Genomic DNA, 23,663 nt, shown 5'->3' on the forward strand with positions numbered 1-23,663 from the left:
TCTACACCTCGACTTTGGTAACGAGTTCGCCGTGAAGCGTCCACGTTTTGGCATCTGTAATTTTGACGTGGACATACTCGCCGATCAACGACTTGTCTGCGGTAAAGTGAACGAGCTTGTTCGTCCGCGTGCGTCCTGCGAGTACATCCGGGTTGTTTTTCGATTCGCCCTCGATCAGCACTTCCAGCACCTGATCTTGCAGCTTTTTGTTTTGCTCCAGACCGATGCGGGCCAGCACTTCATTCAAGCGGTAGAGGCGCGCTTTTTTCACTTCCATCGGCACGTTGTCTTCCATGACGGCGGCCGGCGTCCCTTCCCGTGGGGAATAAATGAAAGTATACGCCGAGTCGTACCGGACCTCTTCGACCAGGGAAATCGTCTCTTCAAACTGCTCGTCGGTTTCGCCCGGGAAGCCGACAATAATATCTGTAGAAAGAGAGACATTCGGAATCGCGGCCTTGATCTTGCGCACCAGCTCCAGATAGTGCTCCCGCGTGTATTTGCGGGCCATCCGCTTCAAAATTTCCGTGGAGCCGGACTGAACGGGCAAATGGATTTGCTCCACCAGGTTGCCGCCTTTTGCCAGCACCTCAATCAGATGATCGTCGAAATCGCGCGGATGGCTCGTCGTAAAGCGAATGCGCGGAATGTCGATTTTGCGGATCTCGTCCAACAGATCGCCAAAGCCGTACTCGATGTCGTCAAAGTCTTTTCCGTACGCGTTGACGTTTTGACCGAGCAGCATGATTTCCTTGAAGCCTTGGCGGGCGAGATCGCGCACCTCGGCGATGACGTCTTCCGGACGGCGGCTCCGCTCTTTGCCGCGCGTATAGGGCACGATGCAATACGTACAGAACTTGTCGCAGCCGTACATGATGTTGACCCATGCCTTGGTGTTGCCTTCGCGCAGCTTCGGCATGTTCTCGACGATGTCGCCTTCCTTGGACCAGACCTCGATCACCATTTCCTTGCTGAACATCGCATCGCGCATCAACTGCGGCAGGCGGTGAATGTTGTGCGTACCAAAAATCAGGTCCACCTGCTGGTAGCTTTTCAAAATTTTGTTGACGACCTTCTCCTCCTGCGACATACAGCCGCAGACGCCAAGAATCAGGTTCGGGTTGTTGTTTTTCAGCCGCTTCATGTGGCCGAGTTCGCCAAACACTTTGTCCTCCGCATTTTCACGGATCGCACAAGTGTTGAACAAAATGACATCGGCCGCTTCTACCTCGTCTGTCGAGGTGTAGCCCATCTGCTGCAAAATGCCGGCGATCGTCTCGGAGTCGTGCTCATTCATCTGGCAGCCGTACGTGCGGACGTGATAACGCTTACCTTTTCCGATCTCGCGCATGTCTTCCGGAATCGCGAAATCGTAGTGCACCTGCACTTCTTCTTTTCCCCGCTTTTTCGCATCCTTCAAGGATGGCGGCTGAAAGTATTTCGCATAGTCCGCCGTTGTTTTCGGAGACTTGGCGGATTTTAAGTCCGGAGTCGCCACTTTCGATTCCGTCATCATGTATCACCTCAGCTAGTAATTTCGTTTAATGAGTCACCAATAAACAATTATAGCATTTTGGAGGATACAAAAGCTAATGCATAATGAGGCAAAAAATGTACGAAACGGCCATGACTGCACGATTTTCTCGCGGCTGCCAGACCGGGACGGATCGGCTTTCGCCATGCCCTGCACGAAAAGCTGACCGCCGTGCCGAAGCCGGGATAGCGGGATAGCGAAACGGCTGCCTGTCGGACCGCGAAAAATCGTCGCGGCTGTCAGCATGCCCTCGTCCCTTTTGCCTGCGCTCTCCCCGCCTTTTTCCCCATTTACGCGCGACTGGCTCCCTTACGTTTTTGCAGACAACCTCCGTCTTTTTTCCTATTTTGCCCTTTTCGCCTTGTCCTGTGCAACATTCCAAACCCAGACGTCGTCGTAAGAAGCAGCTACCAAAACCACGAGCCATATTGAGGAGGTCAGCATGAAACGAGCATTCGCCTTATTTTTATCGGTGTTGATGTTCCTGACTGCCATCCCTTTTGTCAGTGCCGCTTCGACTCCGTCGTTCTCAGACGTTCCGCGTAGCCATTGGGCCTACAAGGAAATTACAGAAATGGCTGAAAAAGGGATCATCAAAGGATACGACAACCGCACATTCCGTCCGAACAACCAGGTGACCCGCGCAGAGTTTGCCAAAATCATGATTGCGGCAGCCGATGTGGACATCCAGAAAAGCTCTGTCACCCAGACGTTCAAAGATGTTCCGCGCTCCCACTGGGCATTTTATTACGTCGAATACGCCAAGCCGTACCTGACTGGCTACAAATCCGGCTCGACCTACACGTACAAACCGGATCAGCCTGCAGTCCGCGAAGATATTGCGGTCGCACTCGTTCGCCTGCTTGGCTACGACAAAAAACACAAAGCCGATCTCGATCAGCTCAAAAAGTTCCGCGACCAAGGCGAAATTTCGCCAGCTCTGCGTCCGTACATCGCCATCGCGCTGCAAACGGACCTGATGAAAGGCTACAACAACTATTTCCGTCCGCAGAACCCGATCACCCGTGCGGAAGCTGCTTCCTTGCTGTACCGCGCCATTCTGGAGCGCAAAGATGACGAGACAAAAGTCGTCTTCCCGAATCCGGAACCGCCAAAGCCTGAGCCAATCAGCATCAGCGACGCTTTTTCCGCCGCTGACCTGAAAAACTGGGATACGAAAAAGGCTACAGGTAGCTGGGGCGTCCTTAACAAGCAAGTAACGGCTGTCTCCATTGACGATGATGTCGATCATTACTTCCTGCCGCTCATCTGGAACGAGTCGGCCAAACCGGAAAATTACGAGTTGAGCGTCGATGTCAACGTCTCCGGTACAGACGGCCTCGCAGGTCTGTACTTCAACGGCAAAGACGGCAAAGCCAATGTCGTCTTCGTGCAAAAAGACCGCGTCGTTCTCGGCAAGGTTACCGATGTTGAAAAAGACGACATCGAAATCATCGCATCCGGCTCCTACAAGCTGAAAGCGAGCAACAAACTGAAGGTAGCTGTCAAAGGCAACACCGTTTCGATCTACGTCAACGATCAATATTTGTTCGGCCAGCAACAGGTCAAGCAGGAAGGAACGAAGCTCGGCCTGTACATCCAGGAGGACGCAACCAAAGAAGCGCCTCGCAAAATGACCTATCTGGACAATTTCAGCCTGAAAGAAGTCAAATAATGTTCCTACACCCGGCGCGCACGAGCTTGCATGTCGGGTGTTTTTTTCTCCGCACTCGCCTGCAAGCTTTTCCCATCCAGAAAAAAGGCAGGCAAAAACCTAGAAATGTACGCAGTTCAGTTGTATAATGGTAGCTACTCTTGTCCTGTGAAGGAGCCTTTTTTATGTCATTTTCTGTCAATCAGCCTTTCCACTGGATGGATTCGGGCGTCTATCGGGGCCAACCGCTCGAACCTTTGGCTCGCGACGAAGCATTGGCAGCCGGTATGCAGGCCGAATCGGCCGTGCCGGTCATCCACCTGTGGGTGTACGATCAGGCCCTGTATTTGGGCCGCAGAGACGCGAGGCTGCCCCATTTGGAAGAGGCTTTGCGCCAGTTTGGCCAGGATGGCTTCGGATGTGTGCTGCGTTCGTCCGGCGGCGCCTGTGTCCCGCTGGATGCCGGTGTTCTCAATGTCGCCTGGCTTTTGCCAGACACGACGATTTCGATTGATTCGTTTTTTTCCTTTGTGGCCGAAATGCTGCGGGTCGGACTTCGCGATTATGGCGTGCTGGAGTTTGGAGAAGTTGTCGGCTCCTACTGTGCCGGAGAGTACGATTTTTCGCTGCACGGCAAAAAAATCGGGGGCATGGCGCAGCGTCGTACCCGCTACGGGTCCATTTTGCAGATTTGCATTAATATAGAGGAAAGGCCGCGCGGGGAGTGGATGGAGCGCTTTTACGCGATCGCCGGGCTTGACGAGATGGAAGCCCACAAGCCGATCCCGACCATCGTTGGCTCGACAGTCGGAAGCATTGCTGGGCTGACGGGACAGCCTACGACGGTCGACGACGTAAAGGCGCGGCTGTTCGCTGCGATTCGCTCCCAGTGGCCCGCACTCCCCGTTCCTTTTTCTGTACAGGATGAGTTGCTGGCGGAGTCAGAGCACCATCTGGCTAACCGTTTGCAGCTTTTCTCCTTTACCGCAAAAGAACTGGCTACACCGCAATGGCGTTTGCCCAAGTAAATGGTTCCATCTGTTTGACAGGTGGTGCAGCCGGTGAGACTTTGGGAGGATTTATGAATAGCGATCGAAAGGGGACGTTTCAGGATCTGAATGCCCTTTTTGTTTTTGGAGCACTGACCGTACTTGCGATTCACATTCTCGGTTTTTTCATTGAAAATCAACAGGACTACCCGTGGAACGGCGAAGTGGAGGCCGTCCTGCTCATCTTGCTGCGCTTTGGGCGCTCCCTGTTTATTTTTGCCACGGGGCTGCTGCTGTTTTACTGGTACCAAAAGCGGGAGTTGGACTGGGCTGCCTTCTGGAAAAAGCGCTGGCGCACCATCGTTTTGCCCTACGTCATCTGGACCGCGATCTTTACCGGATTCAAGCTGCAAACCGTCGATCCTGTCGTTTTGGCGGCGCCGTTTTTCGAAAGCCTGTTTACGGGCAGCGCGTTTTACCATCTGTACTACATTCCGCTCTACCTGCAGTTGAATTTGCTGTTTTGCCTGTTCAAACCGTGGTTTGAGCGATTGTTAAGCTTTCGCGTCCTGGTGGTGCTGTTCGTCGGACAGATCAGCCTGTACGTCCTGTACAAGTACTTGTTTATCAACCCGCTCTGGGAAATCGACTGGACGGCGTCTCCTGTTTTTGCCTTCGTCGAACACACCTATGTAGCCGGGCAAAACTACGTGCATATGTACATCTTTACGTTTGCTCTCGGGGCGTATGCCGGCTTGAACCTGGAAAAATGGCGCGCGTGGACCTGGCGTTTGCAAGTGCCAGCCTGTATCGTGACGCTGGCGACCGCTGCCTGGATTGCCTACGAGTACTTGAACGGCACCGTCTCGTATTACGACAGCCTGAACATTTTCAAACCGCTCTACTTGCTCTACACGGCGAGCTTCCTGGTGAGCTTCTACTCGCTTTCCCGCTACCTCGGGAAGCTGCCCAAGCTCGGCCAATGGCTATCGCGCATGGCCCGGCAAAACATGGCGATCTACATCGTCCACCCGCTGATCCTGTTTTTGCTGGAGAGCTACGTCATTTTCCGGCTGGATTGGTCCACGCCGCTCATCATGCTCGCCATGTTCGTGATTACGCCGCCGCTCTGTATTTTCTTGTACGAACACACGCTGTTCTCGTACTGGACGGGCGGCAAAGGCAAGCCGAAGTCCAAGCCGGTCTACAAAACGGAGGTTTACAAGGCGTAGCGCCTGCTTTCCTCCAAACTCCTAATGTAAAAAAGAAGCCGTTCTTGCATACTAGAACTAGGGACAATTGTTCCACACCTCGATTCTTTGCCCGGCAAACTGCCGGGCTTTTTTCGTTCACATCTACCGCTGGCCTCTTTCTTACGGTATCATAGAAGAGGATCACTGGCGGCGTGTAGCTGCCGTAGACGACAGAAAAGGTGGTCGATCTGATGAATCAGGATATCCCATTGTTACATACTCCGATCAAAGAGCTCATAATCGCGTCCACAAAAGTTGCTCATGTGCAATTAGGAAATTCGCTTGAGCACGCCCTGCTCGTTCTCATCAAATCCGGTTACTCGGCCGTCCCGGTGCTGGACCACCAATACCGTTTGCACGGGTTGATTAGCACGAACATGATTATCAACAAATCGCTAGGACTTGAACGCTTTGAACTGGAAAAAATCTCCGAGTACGTCGTCGACGATGTCATGGACACAAAAGTGCCGCGCCTGCACGATACGGATGAATTTTTGAAGGCGTTGGAAGTGTCCATTAACCACCCGTTTGTCTGTATTGCAGATGCCGACCATTACTTCCAAGGAATTTTGACGCGCAAATCCATTTTGGCCCTGGCTTATCGCCATTTTCGCAACCTGCCCTATCCATTGGCCGAGAACCAGCAGCCCCAACAAGAAAAAGCGTAATACCGCATGCAAAAAAGACGGAGGCCCGCGCCACCGTCCTTTTCTTTTCGACTCTCCGCTCTCAAGCTTACTCGTTGCGATGATCGTGCTTCAGGTCGCTTTCCTGCCATCCCCGCTGTTCTCCTTCGTCAGTGAGCACATAGCCGTGCTGTATCACTTCGATCTTTATTCGTCAATCCACAGCTCCTGCTTCAGAATGCAAAAAGCAGACGTCGCTCTGGCAACCGTCTGCTTTTCAGTCGTTATCCGTGCAGCCGCAAAAATTGGGCCGCGTGTTTTTTGCGCAGCTTTTGCTCCTCCAGCAAGGTCAAGGCGTATTCCAACGGATGGCGATACGTCTGTTTGAACATCGCCCTTTCCCCTGCCTTGAAAAAAGAATACCGCTGGTCCCGCACATTGACCTCGATTAAGTACGGGTTGCCTTTCTCGTCGATGCCCATGTCCATCCCGAGATCCGCCAGCGAGGAAAAATGGCGGCCGTACTGCTTTGCAATGGCGACAGCCGCTTCGCTGATGCGCTGGATCGTCTCCGCTTGCTGCTCAGGCGTGAACAACGTTGCCACCGCTTCTGTGAAAGGCACTGCCCTGCCGCCGCGCGAAAGGTTGCTCAGTTTGTTTTTGCTGTTGGCGACTTTGGCGACCATTCCGCTGACCGTCCAGTCCCGCTCCCGATTTTTTTGCACGGACACGCGAATGTCAAACGTTTTTCCGCCGTAGCGGGCCAGCGGGATGCCTCGCTGGATGAGAAAGCGTTTGTTGCCGACCCATCGCGGGACGGCGGCCAGCAGCGCCGGACGCGACATCACTTTGCGCTTTTTCGAGGCGATAAAGTGGTAGTCGCTCCCGTGGCGTTCGATTCTTGCCACACCGATGCCCACAGAACCGATTGACGGCTTGACATAGACCACCTGGTATTTATCGAGAAACTGGCGAAGCTGTTCACCTGAATAGGGAACGGTGTGGGGCAAGTATTTGCGAATGTGCTCGTTCTTCCACAGCATCTGGTGCACCTTTCGCTTGTCGCGCACAACCAAACCGTTGAAGACTGTCTTCTTTTTGCTGAGCCGGGAAATGACAGCGCGGGCTTTTTGGTCCCCGGTCAGGACGCGGTTGTGGATGACCCGCGGGATCGGGACCAGTCGGGAAACGAGCCTGCTGCCATTCCAAAAATAGCCTTGCACCCGTTCCTCGCCTGCAAGGACATGCCTTGGATGAAAAAAGACAGGCTCCAGCCCCAGCTCTTTGCCGATTTCCACATAATACGGCAGGCGCTCGTACGACTTGTCTCCTTTGATCCCTTTCTGCATAATGGCCCAATCTAACATAATGCCGATTCTGTCCACAAAGATCCCCCTTGCTCCATTCCTCAACATAGGGTATGTGCCAAAAACGGCAAGGGCGTGCCTATTTTGCAGCCGCCAAGCCTATTGTGCCTGCTGACAAAATTTTTGCCCAGGCTTACGCAGCCTGTCGGAATATGCGCTTGCCCGGGAAAAGGGGGACATGCGCTACTGGGCCCGGCGCTCGATCGCCAAAAGAAACGGCGCCTGGTTTTGCTGGTTGATGTACTGGTATTTCAACACGAGAAACTCCAACTGGCTAAGCTCGTGGCAAAAAGCCTCCACGGCCTCCTTTTCTACTTCGCCTGCGGCATGGCCCCAGTAGATCATTACCGTCATGATCCCTCCTGGCCGCAGTACGCGCAGGCCGGACTCGATGGCGCGGATCGTGCTGCTGGCCTGGGTCGTAATCTCTTTGTCGCCTCCGGGCAAATAGCCCAGGTTGAACATGATCGCGGCGGCTTGCACGTTCAGGCTCTCAATTTCCTCGTGGCTCGCCAGCTTCAGCTCTACGCGGTCTGCCAAGCCTTCCCGCTCCAGCCGATCTTTCGTTTTGGCGATCGCCTGCGGCTGAATGTCGAAGGCGATGACCTTTCCCGTCTCCTGAACGAGCTGGGCGAGAAAGAGCGTGTCATTGCCGTTGCCCATCGTGGCGTCGATCACCGTCTCGCCTTGTTGTACGCGCTCGCGAATCAGTTTTCGTGCTACTTCCAATACATTTGGAAACATAGCGTTTTCTCTCCTCTCTTTCTATCCATGCTGCTACAGCTCGATTTGCAAACCGATGCGGGCCGCATACACCGGACCTGCCACAAACGCCTCCGCCTGACCTAGTACCTCGCTCTCTTCGTACCCGTGGAACAGATGGGTGACCAGAAGCGACCGGCAATCGTGCGCCTGCGCCAGCTCTGCCGCCTGGCGGACGGACAAATGCCCGTTCGGCTTCGCTGGGCGATTATGGTCCAAATAAGTCCCTTCACATATAAACAAGTCTGCCCGATCAGCAAAGCCTCGCCAGTTTGTCCCTGGCCCACTGTCGGCGCCGTAGACAATCGTTTTCCCGTTTGCCACAAGGCGCATGGCGTAGCAAGGGTCCCCGTCACCGTGATCCGTGCGCAGGAAGGAGACGTGCACATCCCCGATGGCGAGCTGGCTTTGCTCCTCGACCGGGAAAAAGCGGGTCGCATTCCGGTAGGTCAGCGTTTTCGTCTGCTGCTTTTGCAACGCTGGCGCGTAGATGGGAAGCGGCTGGTCAGCAGGCCGTTGCCCGAACAACTGATGCACCATCAGTCCATACTGGAGCACCCCCACATCTGCCACATGGTCGTGATGATAATGAGACAAAAGCAGGGCATCCAGCTCGTAAATAGGCAAATAGACACCGAGCTGGGAAAGCACGCCGCTGCCGCAATCTACGAGCAGCTTCACTTCGTTCGTCTCGATCAAGTACCCCGGTGTCGCTCCTCCAGGGCCTGGATATGGAGATTGATAGCCAAGCACGGTTACGCGCATATTCGGTTCACTCCCGTTCATAGGATGGAATAAGGTGGGACAGGAGGTCTGAGATGCAAGGAACATGGAGAGCCTCATGGCAAATCGCTTTTACGTATATCGGAACAGTCGTAGGAGCCGGCTTTGCATCAGGCAGAGAAATCGTCGAGTTCTTTGTGCAATACGGGACACATGGCTTGATTGGCATTGTGATTGCGACAAGTTTATTCATGTGGGCTGGTATTCGGGTAATGCTCATCTCCTACCGGATCCAGGCCAATTCCTATCAAGAGGTCAGCACGTATTTGTTCGGGCACCCTTTTGGCACCGTTTTTAATACGCTGCTGCTAACCGTTATGCTAGGAACGACGTCCGTGATGCTAGCGGCTACCGGCGCTATTTTCTGGGAGTCTTTTCATTTGTCCCCGCAAATCGGCATTTGGCTGAGCATGATTCTCATTTTTTTCGTCACGCGCAAAGGGCTGTTTGCCATTCATCAAGTGAACAGCATTTTTGTGCCCCTGCTCATTGCCTTTACCATGCTCGTGTTTCTGTACTCGAAACCATGGCTGGATACAGGCGTCACGATAGAAGCGTTGCGGCCGTGGGCCTGGCTCAGCTCCCCTCTTTACTATGTTGCCTTAAATGTGACGCTGACACAAGCGGTTCTTGTGCCGATCGGCCGGCACAGCACAAGCGAAAAGCCGCTGATCGTCGGGGGAATCATCGGTGGGCTGGGAATCGGGCTGCTCTTGCTGCTGGCTTTTTCTTCGTTGACGGTAAAAATGCCGGGTATTCAGGAAGCGGAAATGCCGATGATCGCCCTGCTGCAAGGGCTGGGAAGGGGAATCCCGTTTTTGTTCTCCTTGCTGGTGTACGCGGAAATTTTCTCGACGCTCGTAGCCAATGTGTTCGGCTTGGCGCAGCAAATTCGCCAGGTGACGCGACTGCGCGGAGCCACGATCATTCTCGGCATCCTCGTCATCTGCTACCTGGTCAGCTTTATCGGCTTCAGCTCGCTGCTGCGCTTTTTGTACCCGCTGTTTGGCCAGCTCGTCGTGTTGTTCCTGGTGATGCTCGTCTACAGACAGTGGCGTGACCGCGCCTGGTAGTACAAAAAAACCTCTCCGCAGATGGAGAGGTTTTTTCATCGAAACCTTATGCAAATTCTGCAACCAGTTTGTCGAAGTCTTCTTGGGACAGACGGATGTCTTGGTTCGCCAAGCCTTCTTCTTTGAAGCCTTTTACGAGCGCCTCGTAAGGTTTTTGCTCGGTATTTTGATAGATCAGACCGGTAATCAAACCTTTGTACTGCATCGAAGTAGACATCGCTTTGATGCGGTCATGAGGATCGTAGCCTTCAATCGTGTCTACTGGCACGATGTTCTCTTTGAACCAGTCGTAAGTGTTTACTTTGTTGTAGGTTACACAAGGGCTGAACACGTTAATCAGGGAGAAGCCTTCGTGTTTGATTCCTTTTTCGATCAGCTCAGTCAAGCCTTTCAGGTCGCTGGAGAACGATTGGGCAACGAAGGTTGCACCAACAGACAGCGCCAGTTCCACTGGAGTGATGGAGGACTCGATGGAGCCTTGCGGCGTAGACTTGGTCACGAAACCAGTCGCGGAACGCGGAGAGGTTTGACCTTTTGTCAGACCGTAAATTTGGTTATCCATCACGATGTAGGTGATGTTCATGTTGCGACGGATTGCGTGAACGGTGTGACCCATACCGATCGCAAATCCATCCCCGTCGCCGCCAGCCGCGATAACAGTCAGCTCGCGGTTTGCCATTTTCACACCTTGTGCGATTGGCAGGGCACGTCCGTGAATACCGTGGAAACCATAGCAGTTGATGTAGCCGGAAATACGCCCGGAACACCCGATACCAGAAATAACCGCCAGATTTTCAGGTTCCAGACCTACGTTCGCTGCGGCGCGTTGAATCGCCGCCTGGATGGAGAAGTCTCCACAGCCTGGGCACCAGTTAGGCTTTACGTTATTTCGAAACTCTTTCATAGTCGCCATGTTTTACCAGCTCCTTCACTTCAGCATAGATTTCCTTCGGCAGGAATGGGTTACCGTCATATTTCAGCACAGATTGGATTTTTTCAGCGCTTCCCACGTGTTGTTTGATGAGGTTTGTAACTTGTGCTTGGATGTTATGCTCAACAACAATCACTTTTTTCGCTTTGTCCACAAGTGCTTTGATTTGTTCGGTCGGGAATGGATGCAGCAAACGGATTTGTGCATGGTTGACCTTGATTCCCTCTTTTTCCAGACGGCCTTTTGCTTCTTGAATCGTACCGATGGTGGAGTTGATCCCCACTACCAGAACATCCGCGTCAGCATGAGGAGCATCGACTGTTACAGGGTTTTTGAACGTTTTCAAAACGCCATCCAGCTTGCGCATACGTTTATCCATTTGTTGGATACGGTTAGCAGCATTCTCGGAAGGACGACCGGTTTGATCGTGCTCTACCCCTGTTACGTGGTGCAAACCGTATTTTTGACCAGGAATGACGCGTGGAGAAACGCCGTCTTCGGTTACTTCATAACGTTTGAACAGGTCGTTTTGCTCTTTTTCTGGCAATTCTTGTCCAGCGAGCAGCTTCCCGCGGCGGATTTCTACTTTGCTGTAGTCAAATGGAGTAACGGTTTGTTTGCCCAAAGACAGAGTCAGGTCCGTCATGAGAATAACTGGCAGTTGGTATTCTTCCGCAATGTTAAACGCTTCAACAGCATCGTAGAAGCACTCTTCTACTGTGCTTGGCGTGATTACGACTTTTGGAATGTCACCGTGTGTACCGTAGATCATCGCATTCACGTCGGATTGCTCGATTTTGGTCGGCATACCTGTGGATGGGCCACCACGCTGGGTGTTTACGATCACAACTGGTGTTTCTGTAATACCAGCCAGACCGATTGCTTCCATCATCAGGGACAGACCAGGACCTGCAGAAGCAGTCAAGGAACGAGCACCTGCGAAGTTAGCGCCGATCGCCATTGTAATAGCGGCGATTTCGTCTTCTGTTTGGATAACGGTTCCGCCGAGTTTTGGCAGTTTTTTAATCAAGTATTCCATAACTTCGGAAGCCGGTGTGATCGGGTATGCCGGCATGAAGCGGCAGCCTGCTGCTACAGCACCCAGAGCGATCGCATCGTTACCGATCAGGAACAGTTGTTTTTGCGGGTCAGCCTTTTCCATTTGGAACTCAGGCAGTTGGCCGCCAGTCAGTTCATTTACAAAATCAAATCCGCGACGAATCGCTTCCATGTTCTTTTCTACTACTTTTTCGCCTTTGCGGAGGAACATATCTTCAACGATTGCTCGGTAACTTTCCACTGGAATGCCGAGGATTGCACTGGACGCACCAATCGACACCATGTTTTTCATCAGGGAAGTTCCCAGTTCATCAGCGATCTCAGTTAGTGGTACAGTGAAGAAGCGAACTGGCTTCAACCCGTCCGGCAACTTTGGATTGAATTTAGCATCAGCAATGATGATGCCACCTTCGCGAAGCTCATGCGCGTTAAAATCGATTGTCTCCTGGTCAAACGCTACGAGAATGTCCAGATCGTCGGAGATCGCACGCATTGGCGTTGTACTCACGCGAATTTTGTTGTTCGTGTGTCCACCCTTGATACGGGAAGAGAAGTGGCGGTAGCTGTACAGATGGTAACCCATCCGGTTCATCGCCATCGAGAAAATCTCACCAGTACTCTCGATGCCCTCCCCTTGCTGTCCTCCAACTTTCCAGGAAAGTTGACTAATCATTCAGATTCCACCCTTTCAGTGACTGTGAGCAAGCTGCCCATCTTACCTGAAAAAAGATTGATAAGATGTGACAATTCTGTGCATAGACAGTAACAATTGTAGTCCTGTCCCTGTCAAATTGCAAGTGCTTTTACTCAACTTACTTTTGACCTGAATTTTAATGTTGAACTTGGTACATTAATATCCTCATGTATTATTGTAGCACGTTTCCGAAAACACGCAACCAATTTCCTTGCACAAATTTCAATACTTCCGCCTCTTTGTAATGTCTGAGCAGCGCTTCTAGTAACTGGGAATACGCCGCTGCTGATGACAGGTCCATCACGTCCCAAAACCCCGGGTCCGCCAAATGGGAAACGTCGATGACCATCCCCAGCCGATTCATCTCTTCTATTACTTGTCGACCAAAAGCAGTAAGTCCGCCCGGATTCGGTTCGCCGCTGCCATCCGCCACGCATTTGCCATGATTTCAGGTCAACGTCATGCCGCGGACGCCGAGACGATACCACGTGCGAAGCTGTACGAGGCTTTCCTCCAGAGCATGTGCCCCTTCTACAAACAGAATAGCCCCTTTCTCCCCCTTTAATACGCGCTCGTCCAAATCAGCCATTGTGTAAATCGGGCGGAATTGTTCACTCGCCACCTTTTCATAAAAGATATCGATCATTTCTAGTATCGTATGAAAACGGCGGCCATACGGCACGTGAACAGGCACAAAACAGGCAAGCACCTGTATATCCACATTCCCTTTTGCGAGCGCAGGAAAACCCGCTTGCAAAAAATCGTCTTCTTTATAGAAGTCACGCTCCGGTTCTTTCCACAGCTTGCCCAACACATCGCAATGCGCGTCGAATATTTTCATGCATGCTCTCCCCTTTTTCTTCCTACTTGTCTGTAGCCGCTTTTTTGGACACGAAAAAACCTGTTCATTCTTCGAACAAACAGGCAGGCGATACGTTTGCAGTTTTATTATCTGGGTTCTACGATTAGTTTGATTGCAGTACGCTCTTCTCCATCAATCACGATGTCCGTAAAGGCTGGAATACAAATGAGGTCAACTCCACTCGGCGCTACAAACCCTCGTGCGATTGCTACGGCCTTCACAGCTTGATTAAGCGCCCCAGCGCCAATGGCTTGGATTTCGGCTGCACCGCGTTCACGGAGAACGCCGGCAAGGGCACCAGCAACGGAATTGGGGTTAGACTTTGCTGAAACTTTTAATACTTCCATCCTTTTTGAACCTCCCGTCTGATAGGAATCCTGTCATCATTAGAATGATATTCGCATAACCCCTAAAAATTCCTGCTAACTCGCTAGAAAGATTCAAAAAATTCTAATCTTATGTTCATTATTCCATAAAGGGATGGTCTACGTCAATTCTGATTCGCTCCAATTTCTTCGCTTGCCCGGTTGCCTTGTCGAGCGTAATCAGGACGGCGTTCAACTGCGCAGGATCTGGCGCCACTTCGAAGCGGACAGGCAGTTGGGTCAAAAATTTGCGGATGACCGCCTCGCGTTCCATCCCGAGGATGCCATTGCTCGGACCGCACATCCCTACATCGCACAAAAATCCTGTCCCTTGCGGCAAAACGCGTTCATCCGCGGTCTGCACGTGCGTGTGCGTACCGACTACAGCCGTGACGCGTCCGTCGAGATACCAGGCCATCGCCTGTTTCTCCGAAGTAGCTTCGGCGTGGAAGTCGACAAAAATCAGCTTCGTGCGCTTGCGTGCCTGCTCGACCAGTTTGTCTGCCATCTGGAAAGGGCAGTCGAGCGGCGGGAGAAACGTCCTGCCCATCAGGTTGATGACTGCAAGCTCTCCTTCCGACTGCTTGATGTACGTAATGCCTTTTCCGGGCGCGCCCGCAGGAAAGTTCGCCGGGCGGATCATCCGCGGCTCCTCGTCAATAAAATCGAAAATCTCGCGCTGGTCCCACGTATGGTTTCCGAGCGTAATCGCCTGAACACCGATCTCGAACAGCTCTTTGGCGATCTTCTCGGTAATGCCTCGGCCATGCGCCGCATTTTCGCCGTTAGCGACAATGAACGTAGGCTTGTATTTTCTTTTCAAAAGCGGCAGGTACGTCTTGACGATGTCTCTGCCGGGCGATCCCATAATGTCTCCGATAAACAAAAGCTTCATCTACCATTCACCTCATTGCTAGTATACACAACTATTGCGTGATTAGAAAAAAAGTAAAGTGGCCGTCAGCCACTTTACTTTGCATACTCGACCGCCCTTGTTTCACGAATGACTGTCACTTTGATGTGACCAGGGTAGTCCAGTTCATTTTCAATTCGTTTCGTAATCTCCCGTGCCAGACGGGTAGCTTCCGCATCATCAATCTTGTCAGGTTGAACCATCACGCGAATTTCGCGTCCTGCTTGAATCGCATAAGACTTTTCGACGCCATCGAACGACTCAGAGATTTCTTCGAGTTTCTCCAAACGTCTGATATAAGTTTCCAATGTCTCACGGCGTGCGCCTGGGCGTGCAGCAGACAGAGCATCTGCAGCTCCCACGAGCATAGCAATGACGGAAGTTGGTTCGGTATCACCGTGATGAGAAGCAATACTGTTGACAACCACTTGATGCTCGTTGTATTTCTTGGCCAGTTCCACACCGATCTCGACGTGGGAACCTTCCACTTCGTGGTCGATCGCTTTTCCGATGTCATGCAGCAAACCTGCACGTTTGGCCAGCTTCACGTCTTCTTTCAGCTCGGCAGCCATCAAGCCAGCGAGATGAGCCACTTCCATGGAGTGTTTGAGCACGTTCTGACCATAGCTGGTACGGTAACGCAGGCGTCCCAAAATCTTAATCAGGTCTGGATGCAGGCCGTGTACTCCGGTTTCAAATGTTGCTTGTTCTCCGTATTCGCGAATGCGCTCGTCTACTTCACGGCGTGCTTTTTCCACCATTTCCTCAATACGGGCAGGGTGGATACGGCCATCCGCTACGAGCTTATCAAGCGCTGTTTTGGCGATTTCCCGGCGGACCGGATCAAAGCCAGACAGGATGACGGCTTCTGGCGTGTCGTCGATAATCAGATCGATACCGGTTAACGTCTCAAGCGCGCGAATGTTTCGGCCTTCCCGTCCGATAATCCGGCCCTTCATCTCATCGTTTGGCAACGTCACGACAGAAACGGTGGTTTCTGCGACGTGATCGGCTGCACAGCGTTGAATGGAGGTGGTAATAATTTCACGAGCGCGTTTGTCCGCCTCTTCTTTGGCTTGTGTCTCTATTTCTTTAATCATCACAGCCATTTCGTGGCGAACGGTATTTTCCACATCGGTCAGAATGATATTTTTCGCTTCATCCTGCGTCAGTCCGGAAATGCGTTCCAGCTCGGAAACTTGTTCTTTATATAAGTGCTCTACCTTGCTTTGCAGTTCTGCGATGGTACGGTCGCGCTCAGACAACTCTTCTTCCTTGCGCTCCAACTGTTCCATCTTGCGGTCCAGCGTCTCCTCTTTTTGAAGAATACGCCGTTCCTGACGCTGGATCTCGTTGCGTCTCTCACGCAACTCGGTTTCTGCTTCGGAACGAAGCTTGAACACTTCATCCTTGGCTTCCAGCACCTTTTCCTTTTTTACGGCTTCGGCGTCCCGTTTCGCTTCCTCGACGATCTGGCGCGCAGCTTCCTCCGCACTGGAGATTTTTGCTTCCGCAATCGATTTACGAATGAAGTAGCCAGCACCCAAGCCGATGAGCAGGGCGACGAGCACGATGACAACTGTTAGTATAGGATCCATAGGCTTTTTCGTTTCACCTCCTTATTGTAAGACATCTCCCCGCTTTCCAAGCATTCGTTTTTCATGGAGTGCCGCTTTCGTTTTGCTCTCGCATTTGAACATTCGCTAAAAAACAGGACCGATTTTACTCGGTCCGCTGAATCCGTACTGCTGTCGCACGGTTGTTCAGTTGTTTCACAGGCAACGAGTGAGCAAAGCGCAAAAAGTTATGATACACCAAGTAAATACAAACCTATTTTATTATTTGTGAACAAGAATTGTCAAGAACATGCAAATAGAGTCAATCCTCTCCAACCCTTCTCTGGCGCAATTCTCCCCGAATCTGTTGGATGATGGAATGCGAGAATCCTTTGCGCATCAGCATGGCTAACAGCTTTCTCTCCTCGTCAGGATTCGGCGCTCCTTCGATGCGCCGCGCTTTCTTCTCTACCAAAGCGCGCGCCGCTTCCAGTTCAGCCTCTCTGGAAACGCCCTGCACGGCATCTTCTGCAATCGACTTGTCCACTCCGCGCTGTGCCAGCTCCATCCGCAGCATATAGGAGCTTCGCGGCTTCAGGCGCAGCCTCTCCTCCACCCATTGCTTGGCAAACGCTTCGTCGTCTATGTACCCTTGCTCCTCGCAGCGCTGGCAAATCTCGTCGGCGACGCGGATCTCGAAGCCCTTTTCCAGCAAGTACGCATGCAGTTGACTGCGCGTGCGCGGACGCATCCCTAAATACTTCAACGCACCCAAATACGCCTTGTGCTTTTCTTCTGCGACCAGCACCTCGCTGTAAAATGCCTCGTCTACCTCCGTGCCTTTAAACAGGTTGTACTTTACCAGTATGTCTTCATGTACCGTAAACGCATACTCCCCGTCCAAATCTATATGGTAGCGCTGCCTCTGCTTGTTATCGCGGTGAACGGCAGTAATTTGGCCGCTCTTCATGCGCTCTCGCTCCTCTCCAGTCGTTTTTCACACAAAACAGCCTGTCTCATCGACAGGCTGTTGACTTTTCGCTCATTAATCGAGGTCAAATGCTGGCTCTTCCTCTTGCTCCGGATCGATCACCGGCTCTGCCTCTGGAACGGAACCAGGGTTGAGGCTGAAGTACTCGCGAACTTTTGCCTCGATCTGCGCTGCAATATGCGGGTTTTCCTTGAGGAAGACTTTCGAGTTTTCCCGTCCTTGGCCGAGGCGCTCCTCGTTGAAGGAGTACCACGCACCGCTTTTTTGCACGACGTCGATTTCGGAACCGATATCGAGGATGCTGCCCTCTTTGGAGATCCCTTCCCCGTACATGATGTCCACTTCAGCGACCTTGAACGGTGGCGCTACTTTGTTTTTCACGACTTTGATCTTGGTCTTGCTACCCATGATGTCGTTGCCGACTTTGATCGCTTCGGCTTTGCGGACATCGAGGCGCACGCTCGCGTAGAACTTCAGGGCGCGTCCACCAGGAGTTGTTTCCGGGTTCCCGAACATCACGCCTACTTTTTCACGCAACTGGTTGATGAAGATCGCAATCGTCTTGGACTTGTTGATCGCACCGGACAGCTTGCGCAGGGCTTGCGACATGAGGCGGGCTTGCAGACCTACGTGGGAGTCTCCCATTTCGCCTTCAATCTCTGCCTTCGGAACGAGCGCTGCTACCGAGTCCACGACAATGATATCGACTGCACCGGAGCGTACGAGCGCCTCGGCAATTTCCAATGCTTGCTCCCCGGTATCCGGCTGGGAGAGCAGCAGCTCGTCAATGTTCACGCCCAGCTTCGCTGCATAGACAGGGTCCAGCGCGTGCTCGGCATCGATGAAAGCTGCTTGTCCGCCTTGTCTTTGCACTTCTGCGATGGCATGCAGTGCTACGGTTGTTTTACCGGAAGACTCTGGACCGTAAATCTCGACGATCCGGCCGCGCGGGAATCCACCCACACCCAATGCGATATCCAAAGCTAACGCTCCACTGGAAACGGTAGAAATCTGAACGTTGGACACTTCTCCCAACTTCATGATGGAACCTTTTCCAAATTGCTTTTCTATTTGACGCAATGCACTCTCCAAAGCTGCGCGACGATCTGACAAATGGTACACACCCTTTCACTATTCGCATCTCTTTTGCTTGTCTTCATCATACATCGAGACAGAACCGTTTGCCAAGTGTTTTTTGCGAACAAATATTCGCATCACAAAAAACAGCCATTTCCTGGAGGTTTCCAGCGAAATGGCTGTCTGTTTTTCACCTGTAGCGAAGTTAGGAGCGCTTCGCACCGCGCGGCTTCGCCGGCTCCAGGTTGATGCGCTTGCCGTTGATCCGGGTTTGGCGGAGCGATTCGTAGACGAACGCCGCCACTTCCTCCGGCACTTCCACAAACGTGAAGTTTTCGAAAATGTCGATGCGGCCCACCGCTTTGCCCGGGATGCCGACCGACTCGGAAATTTCGCGAACCAAATCTTGCGGCTTCATGTTCGCGTTGCGGCCTACGTTCAGGAAGAAACGCACCATGCCTTTTGCCGCACCCGTCTCTCCGAAGTTGTACGCTTCGGTCTCCTGAATTTGCCCTGCTTCGGTATGGAAAGCCAGGTGCAGTGCCGCAGCCGCAACCTTCTCAGCCGGGTATTGGCCAACGAGCGTTTCCGCTACTTTTTGGTACATATCCGCAATCGCATCGCTTTCCAGCAGGCTGGTCAACTGCTCGCGGAGCTGCTCCTGCTTGCGCTCAGCCACTTCCTCCAGCGACGGAACGTTGCGGGACAGCACTTGTGCTTTTGTCTGCTTCTGGATGAACATCATCTGTCTAACTTCACGCGGAGTCACCAAAGTCATGGCGATTCCTTTGCGTCCGGCGCGGCCTGTACGCCCGATCCGGTGCACGTAGCTCTCGGAGTCTTGCGGAATGTCGTAGTTGATGACGTGGGATACGTTTCCTACGTCGATCCCGCGCGCCGCTACGTCGGTGGCGATCAAAAACTCGATGGAGCCTTCGCGGAAGGCATTCATCACCTTGTCGCGCTGCGCCTGGGAAAGATCGCCGTGCAAGCCGTCCGCCAAATACCCGCGAGATTGCAGCACTTCGGACAGCTCATCCACCCCGCGCTTGGTGCGGCAGAAGATGATGCCAAGCTCCACGTCCTCGCTGTCGAGAATGCGACACAGGCTCTCTACTTTGTTCCGGTCAAACACTTTGTAATACACTTGTTCGATCAATGGCGCTGTCACTTCTTCGCGGCTGACCGCGATCGTTTGCGGCTGCTTCATGTAGCGGGTCGCCAGGCGCTTGATTTCAGGCGGCATCGTTGCGGAGAAAAGCAGAGTCTGACGCTCTTCCGGCATATGTGTGATGATCGTTTCGATATCTTCGATGAAGCCCATGTCCAGCATTTCGTCCGCTTCATCCAGAACGAGTGTATGTACATGATCGAGCTTCAATGTTTTGCGGCGCAGGTGGTCCATGACGCGGCCGGGCGTCCCGACTACGATCTGCACGCCTTGGCGCAGGGCGCGAATCTGGTGGCCGATCGACTGTCCGCCGTAGATCGGCAGCGTGCGTACTTTGTTGTATTTGGAGATGCGCAGCAGCTCTCCGGCAACCTGGATGGCAAGCTCGCGCGTCGGAGTCAGCACGATAGCCTGTACGCGGTTGGCTGGCGTAATTTTCTCCACGAGCGGAATCCCGAAAGCTGCGGTCTTACCCGTTCCCGTCTGTGCTTGGCCGATCAGGTCTCCCCCAGCCAGCACTTTCGGAATGCAAGCGGCCTGGATCGGCGATGGCTCTTCGAAGCCCATATCGTGGATCGCCTGCAAAATGGATTTATGTAAAGGAAAATCAGAAAACATCGTCATGAAAACGTCACCTTTCTTTTTGCATTTGCAGCGCATAAAATAGCGCAAATTTGGCGGCACGCCCAACAATCGCCTGTCTTCTGCCAGCCAGGCGCAGTTCTTTTACTACTGTGGGCATCCCTTCACCCGCAATTCCGACGTAGACAAGGCCAACAGGCTTGCCCTCCGAAGGGTCGGGTCCAGCCACACCCGTCACGGACACGCCGTATGTGGCTCCCAGCTTGGCTCGCACATTTTCTGCAAGCAACTGCGCCGTTTGCCGACTGACCGCACCGTCCGTATTCAAAACCTCTTCGGGCACGTCAAGCAGCCGTTTTTTCACATCGTTTGTATAACAGACTACGCCGCCTTGAAAAACAGACGAGCTGCCGGGAACGGACGTAATCAGCGAAGCGACCGTGCCGCCTGTACAGCTTTCCGCACATGCGATCGTTTCGTTTCGCTTTTTCAGCTCGCTCACCAAGACGGCATGCAGGGACGAATCTTCTCCCATCCCGTACACATACTCGCCAACACGCTTGCGAATTTCTTCTTCCACCGGCAAAATCAGCGCTTCCCCTTCTTCTGCCGTAGCCGCTCTCGCCGTGAGCCTGAGCGTCACTTCAAACTCCTTGGCATACGGCGCGATCGTCGGGTTGTCCTGCTTTTCAATCAAATCCAGCAGCCGCTCCTCCAGAGCGGATTCCCCGATTCCGTAGAAGCGCAGCACATGGGAATGGAATACTTGCTTCTCTGGCAACAGGTCTGTCAAGTACGGCATCACGTAGCGATCCACCATCGGGTACAGCTCGCTCGGCGGTCCAGGGAGCAGCACGAACGTACAACTGTCATGACGGATCGCCATCCCAGGCGCCATCCCGAAGTCGTTGGAAAAGACATGGCTGCCTGAGAGCACCAGCGCCTGCTTCCGATTGTTCTCCGTCATGACAATCCCACGTTGCAAAAAGAATTGTTCAATTCTTTCCATGGCTTCCTGGTTCGTTTCCAGCCCGACGCCCACGTGTGCTGCCACCGTTTCTTTTGTCAGGTCATCCTGGGTCGGTCCAAGCCCCCCTGTCAAAATGACGAGATCGGATCGGCCGGATGCGAGCGCAATGACCTGCCGCAATCGCTCTGAGTTATCTCCCACAACCGTATGGAAATAGACTCCCACGCCAATTTCCGCCAGCTTCTGCGACAGAAACTGGGCATTTGTGTTGGCAATTTGGCCTAGCAAAAGCTCGGTACCTACTGCGATAATCTCCGCTCTCATTTTCCTCATCCATTCTCTTTGAGAGTAGAAAAGCCTCTAACCAAACAGTTTATCACCGATAGCGGCTATAGAGAAGAGTCTTGTGAAAAAAGAGACCAATACCCGTAGCTACGAGTATTGGATGACGTTGCGATTTTTCGCAAAGTAGTCGTACCCGGAATAAAGCGTGATAACGACCATAGCCCACGTGGCGACTTCGTCAAACGGAATCCCGAAAAATTCAAAGGGGAAGTTGCGGATCATGACAGCGGTAATCGCCACAATCTGAACCCATGTCTTCAGTTTACCCAATGCGCTGGCAGCAATTACCTGACCTTCTGCCGCAGCGACCAGGCGCAAACCTGTTACAGCAAATTCCCTGCTGATGATGACAATCGCGATCCACGCTTCCAGACGCTGCATCTCCACGAGGGAAATCAGCGCTGCGGAGATCAGCAATTTGTCTGCAAGCGGGTCCAAAAATTTTCCCAGATTCGTCACGATCTTGCGTTTGCGAGCGATGTAACCGTCGAGTCCGTCCGTACTGGCTGCTAGGATAAACACCAAAGCCGCAATCAGCTCGTTATACGTCATCGTCAGGCTGCCAATGGAAAATGTCCCGATGTTGTAACGCACCAGCAGAAAAAACATGACTACCGGCACCAGGAAAATCCTGGCGAGGGTGATGCGGTTGGCGAGATTCACCTAGACTACCTCCCCGGCCAAATCGTATTCATAGGAGTGTGTGATCTTCACTTTTACGATAGAGCCTAATTTGCCTTTGAACCCTGTGACGAATACTTCCCCGTCAATTTCCGGGGCGTCGTATTGCGTCCGGCCTACATAAATATCGTTGCGTCCCTCGTAGCGTTCGATGAGAACGTCCAGCTCCTGGCCGACGAAGCGACCGTTGCGATCGCCTGCAACCTCACGCTGAATTTCCATCAGCATGTTCGCGCGCTTTTCCTTGACTTCTTCGTCGACATGGTCGGGCAAGCGGGAAGCAGGAGTGTCATCCTCATTCGAATACGTAAACACGCCCAGTCGATCGAAGCGGATGTCCTTCACAAACTCGCAAAGGCGCTCGAAGTCCTCTTCTGTCTCTCCAGGGAAGCCTACGATCAACGAGGTGCGCAGCGCTACATCCGGCACCTGCGCGCGGATTTTCGCCACAAGCTCGCGAATATCCGTTTGTCGCCCCGGACGACGCATTCTTTTCAGGATATGGTCTTCCGAGTGTTGCAGCGGCATGTCCACGTATTTGCACACTTTTGGATTGGTCGCAAACGTGTGGATCAGCTCGTCTGTAAAAAAGCCCGGATAGGCGTAGTGCAGACGAATCCACTCGATTCCATCCACTTCCGCCAAACGGTTCAACAGCTCTGGCAACATCAGCTTTCCATCGTAAATGTCTGTACCGTAGTTCGTGGAATCTTGAGCGATCAGGCTCACTTCTACAATCCCCTGCGCAGCCAGGTGGCGCGCCTCTTCGACGATGGATTCAATCGTCCGGCTGCGGAAGCCACCCCGCATCAGGGGAATACTACAGAAGGTACAGGCGTTGTCGCAGCCCTCGGCAATTTTAATGTATGCAGAGTACGTGCCTTCCTTCACCTTCCGCTTTACTACATCTTCGTACGTAAAGATCGGGTTGCCCACAAAAATCGGACGCTTGCCCGCCAGCGATTCTTCAATGATCCCTGTAATCGACATAAAATCGCCTGTACCGACAATGCCGTCCACCTCGGGAATCTCGTTCAAGATATCCTCTTTGTAGCGTTGTGTGAGACAGCCTGCCACCACAAGCGATTTCAGCTTGCCGGTTTCCTTCAATTCACCCATTTCCAGAATCTTGTTCACAGATTCTTCCTTGGCTGCATCGATGAAACCACAGGTATTGACGATGACCACGGTTGCTTCTTCCGGATTGTCAACCAGTTCATAGCCTTTTTCATCTATCAGATGGGCCATCATGTCCGAATCGACAAGATTCTTTTCACAGCCCAGCGTAACAATCGCTACTTTTTCTCGCGTACCTACCTTCTCTGCCATCTTTTTTCCTCCAATTGGTCACACCAGCCCATATTACACCTATCCAGTATAATATAAGCCTAAAGGAAGTGTCAAAAGAGACGAAAGTACGAAAGG

At 52.6% G+C, this 23,663-nt stretch carries 20 protein-coding genes and 1 pseudogene; 5 read left to right on the top strand and 16 right to left on the bottom strand.

Annotated features, from left to right (window positions below; translation table 11 throughout):
• Nucleotide 1: 1 nt before the first annotated feature.
• On the bottom strand, nucleotides 2-1,513 hold the full coding sequence (gene miaB / locus AC3WQH_RS00775) for a tRNA (N6-isopentenyl adenosine(37)-C2)-methylthiotransferase MiaB (protein ID WP_005835632.1): 1,512 nt from the start codon (nucleotides 1,511-1,513) through the stop codon (nucleotides 2-4).
• Between the two features lie 463 nt (nucleotides 1,514-1,976).
• Between miaB and AC3WQH_RS00780 the strand changes: the two genes are divergently transcribed.
• The 4 genes from AC3WQH_RS00780 (at nucleotide 1,977) to cbpB (ending at nucleotide 6,098) form a co-directional block, all read left to right on the top strand.
• Nucleotides 1,977-3,209: an S-layer homology domain-containing protein gene (locus AC3WQH_RS00780; RefSeq protein ID WP_327953565.1), complete on the top strand. Its 1,233-nt coding sequence runs from the start codon at nucleotides 1,977-1,979 to the stop codon at nucleotides 3,207-3,209.
• Nucleotides 3,210-3,373: 164 nt separating this feature from the next.
• Nucleotides 3,374-4,216: a lipoate--protein ligase family protein gene (locus tag AC3WQH_RS00785; protein ID WP_005835627.1), complete on the top strand. Its 843-nt coding sequence runs from the start codon at nucleotides 3,374-3,376 to the stop codon at nucleotides 4,214-4,216.
• 53 nt (nucleotides 4,217-4,269) lie between these two features.
• Nucleotides 4,270-5,409, top strand: coding sequence for an acyltransferase (locus AC3WQH_RS00790; protein ID WP_007786904.1), 1,140 nt, complete (start codon nucleotides 4,270-4,272; stop codon nucleotides 5,407-5,409).
• 212 nt (nucleotides 5,410-5,621) lie between these two features.
• Nucleotides 5,622-6,098 carry a cyclic-di-AMP-binding protein CbpB gene (cbpB, locus tag AC3WQH_RS00795; protein WP_005835623.1) on the top strand — a complete coding sequence of 159 codons (477 nt, stop codon included), beginning with the start codon at nucleotides 5,622-5,624 and terminating at the stop codon, nucleotides 6,096-6,098.
• Nucleotides 6,099-6,340: 242 nt separating this feature from the next.
• Here the strand turns inward: cbpB and AC3WQH_RS00800 are convergent, their stop codons facing one another.
• From AC3WQH_RS00800 to AC3WQH_RS00810, 3 genes are all read right to left on the bottom strand, one after another.
• On the bottom strand, nucleotides 6,341-7,441 hold the full coding sequence (locus AC3WQH_RS00800) for a YheC/YheD family endospore coat-associated protein (protein WP_310670458.1): 1,101 nt from the start codon (nucleotides 7,439-7,441) through the stop codon (nucleotides 6,341-6,343).
• Nucleotides 7,442-7,606: 165 nt separating this feature from the next.
• Nucleotides 7,607-8,167: a tRNA 5-(aminomethyl)-2-thiouridylate-methyltransferase MnmM gene (mnmM, locus tag AC3WQH_RS00805; RefSeq protein WP_005835620.1), complete on the bottom strand. Its 561-nt coding sequence runs from the start codon at nucleotides 8,165-8,167 to the stop codon at nucleotides 7,607-7,609.
• 33 nt (nucleotides 8,168-8,200) lie between these two features.
• Nucleotides 8,201-8,950 (bottom strand): MBL fold metallo-hydrolase, encoded by a 750-nt coding sequence (locus tag AC3WQH_RS00810; protein ID WP_005835618.1) that lies wholly within the window; start codon nucleotides 8,948-8,950, stop codon nucleotides 8,201-8,203.
• A gap of 53 nt (nucleotides 8,951-9,003) precedes the next feature.
• Between AC3WQH_RS00810 and AC3WQH_RS00815 the strand changes: the two genes are divergently transcribed.
• Nucleotides 9,004-10,041, top strand: coding sequence for a YkvI family membrane protein (locus AC3WQH_RS00815; RefSeq protein WP_005835616.1), 1,038 nt, complete (start codon nucleotides 9,004-9,006; stop codon nucleotides 10,039-10,041).
• 46 nt (nucleotides 10,042-10,087) lie between these two features.
• Here the strand turns inward: AC3WQH_RS00815 and AC3WQH_RS00820 are convergent, their stop codons facing one another.
• The 12 genes and pseudogenes from AC3WQH_RS00820 to rimO form a co-directional block, all read right to left on the bottom strand.
• The gene (locus AC3WQH_RS00820; RefSeq protein WP_005835614.1) at nucleotides 10,088-10,954 is read right to left on the bottom strand and encodes a 2-oxoacid:ferredoxin oxidoreductase subunit beta; all 867 of its coding nucleotides are present in this window, start codon (nucleotides 10,952-10,954) and stop codon (nucleotides 10,088-10,090) included.
• Entirely contained in the window at nucleotides 10,926-12,704 is a 1,779-nt protein-coding gene (locus AC3WQH_RS00825; RefSeq protein ID WP_005835612.1) for a 2-oxoacid:acceptor oxidoreductase subunit alpha, read from the bottom strand. Before AC3WQH_RS00825 ends, AC3WQH_RS00820 begins: the two co-directional genes overlap by 29 nt.
• Before the next feature lie 193 nt (nucleotides 12,705-12,897).
• Nucleotides 12,898-13,566 (bottom strand): annotated as a pseudogene (locus AC3WQH_RS00830) (dipeptidase).
• Nucleotides 13,567-13,673: 107 nt separating this feature from the next.
• Complete coding sequence (gene spoVS, locus AC3WQH_RS00835; protein ID WP_003385776.1) at nucleotides 13,674-13,934, bottom strand: stage V sporulation protein SpoVS; 261 nt, start codon at nucleotides 13,932-13,934, stop codon at nucleotides 13,674-13,676.
• Between the two features lie 118 nt (nucleotides 13,935-14,052).
• On the bottom strand, nucleotides 14,053-14,847 hold the full coding sequence (locus AC3WQH_RS00840; RefSeq protein ID WP_005834087.1) for a TIGR00282 family metallophosphoesterase: 795 nt from the start codon (nucleotides 14,845-14,847) through the stop codon (nucleotides 14,053-14,055).
• A gap of 74 nt (nucleotides 14,848-14,921) precedes the next feature.
• Nucleotides 14,922-16,463, bottom strand: a complete 1,542-nt coding sequence (rny, locus tag AC3WQH_RS00845; protein WP_005834089.1) for a ribonuclease Y — start codon at nucleotides 16,461-16,463, stop codon at nucleotides 14,922-14,924.
• Between the two features lie 280 nt (nucleotides 16,464-16,743).
• Nucleotides 16,744-17,391, bottom strand: coding sequence for a RecX family transcriptional regulator (locus AC3WQH_RS00850; RefSeq protein WP_005834091.1), 648 nt, complete (start codon nucleotides 17,389-17,391; stop codon nucleotides 16,744-16,746).
• Between the two features lie 75 nt (nucleotides 17,392-17,466).
• Nucleotides 17,467-18,525 (bottom strand): recombinase RecA, encoded by a 1,059-nt coding sequence (gene recA / locus AC3WQH_RS00855; RefSeq protein WP_025846053.1) that lies wholly within the window; start codon nucleotides 18,523-18,525, stop codon nucleotides 17,467-17,469.
• A gap of 169 nt (nucleotides 18,526-18,694) precedes the next feature.
• Nucleotides 18,695-20,284 carry a DEAD/DEAH box helicase gene (locus tag AC3WQH_RS00860; protein ID WP_007786887.1) on the bottom strand — a complete coding sequence of 530 codons (1,590 nt, stop codon included), beginning with the start codon at nucleotides 20,282-20,284 and terminating at the stop codon, nucleotides 18,695-18,697.
• A 7-nt stretch (nucleotides 20,285-20,291) separates the two neighbouring features.
• Nucleotides 20,292-21,536 carry a competence/damage-inducible protein A gene (locus tag AC3WQH_RS00865; protein WP_005834097.1) on the bottom strand — a complete coding sequence of 415 codons (1,245 nt, stop codon included), beginning with the start codon at nucleotides 21,534-21,536 and terminating at the stop codon, nucleotides 20,292-20,294.
• 108 nt (nucleotides 21,537-21,644) lie between these two features.
• Entirely contained in the window at nucleotides 21,645-22,220 is a 576-nt protein-coding gene (gene pgsA, locus AC3WQH_RS00870) for a CDP-diacylglycerol--glycerol-3-phosphate 3-phosphatidyltransferase (protein WP_005834099.1), read from the bottom strand.
• Nucleotides 22,221-23,567, bottom strand: coding sequence for a 30S ribosomal protein S12 methylthiotransferase RimO (gene rimO, locus AC3WQH_RS00875; protein WP_005834102.1), 1,347 nt, complete (start codon nucleotides 23,565-23,567; stop codon nucleotides 22,221-22,223).
• Nucleotides 23,568-23,663 lie beyond the last annotated feature (96 nt).

It is taken from the genome of Brevibacillus sp. FW301-21C12A (assembly GCF_058788915.1).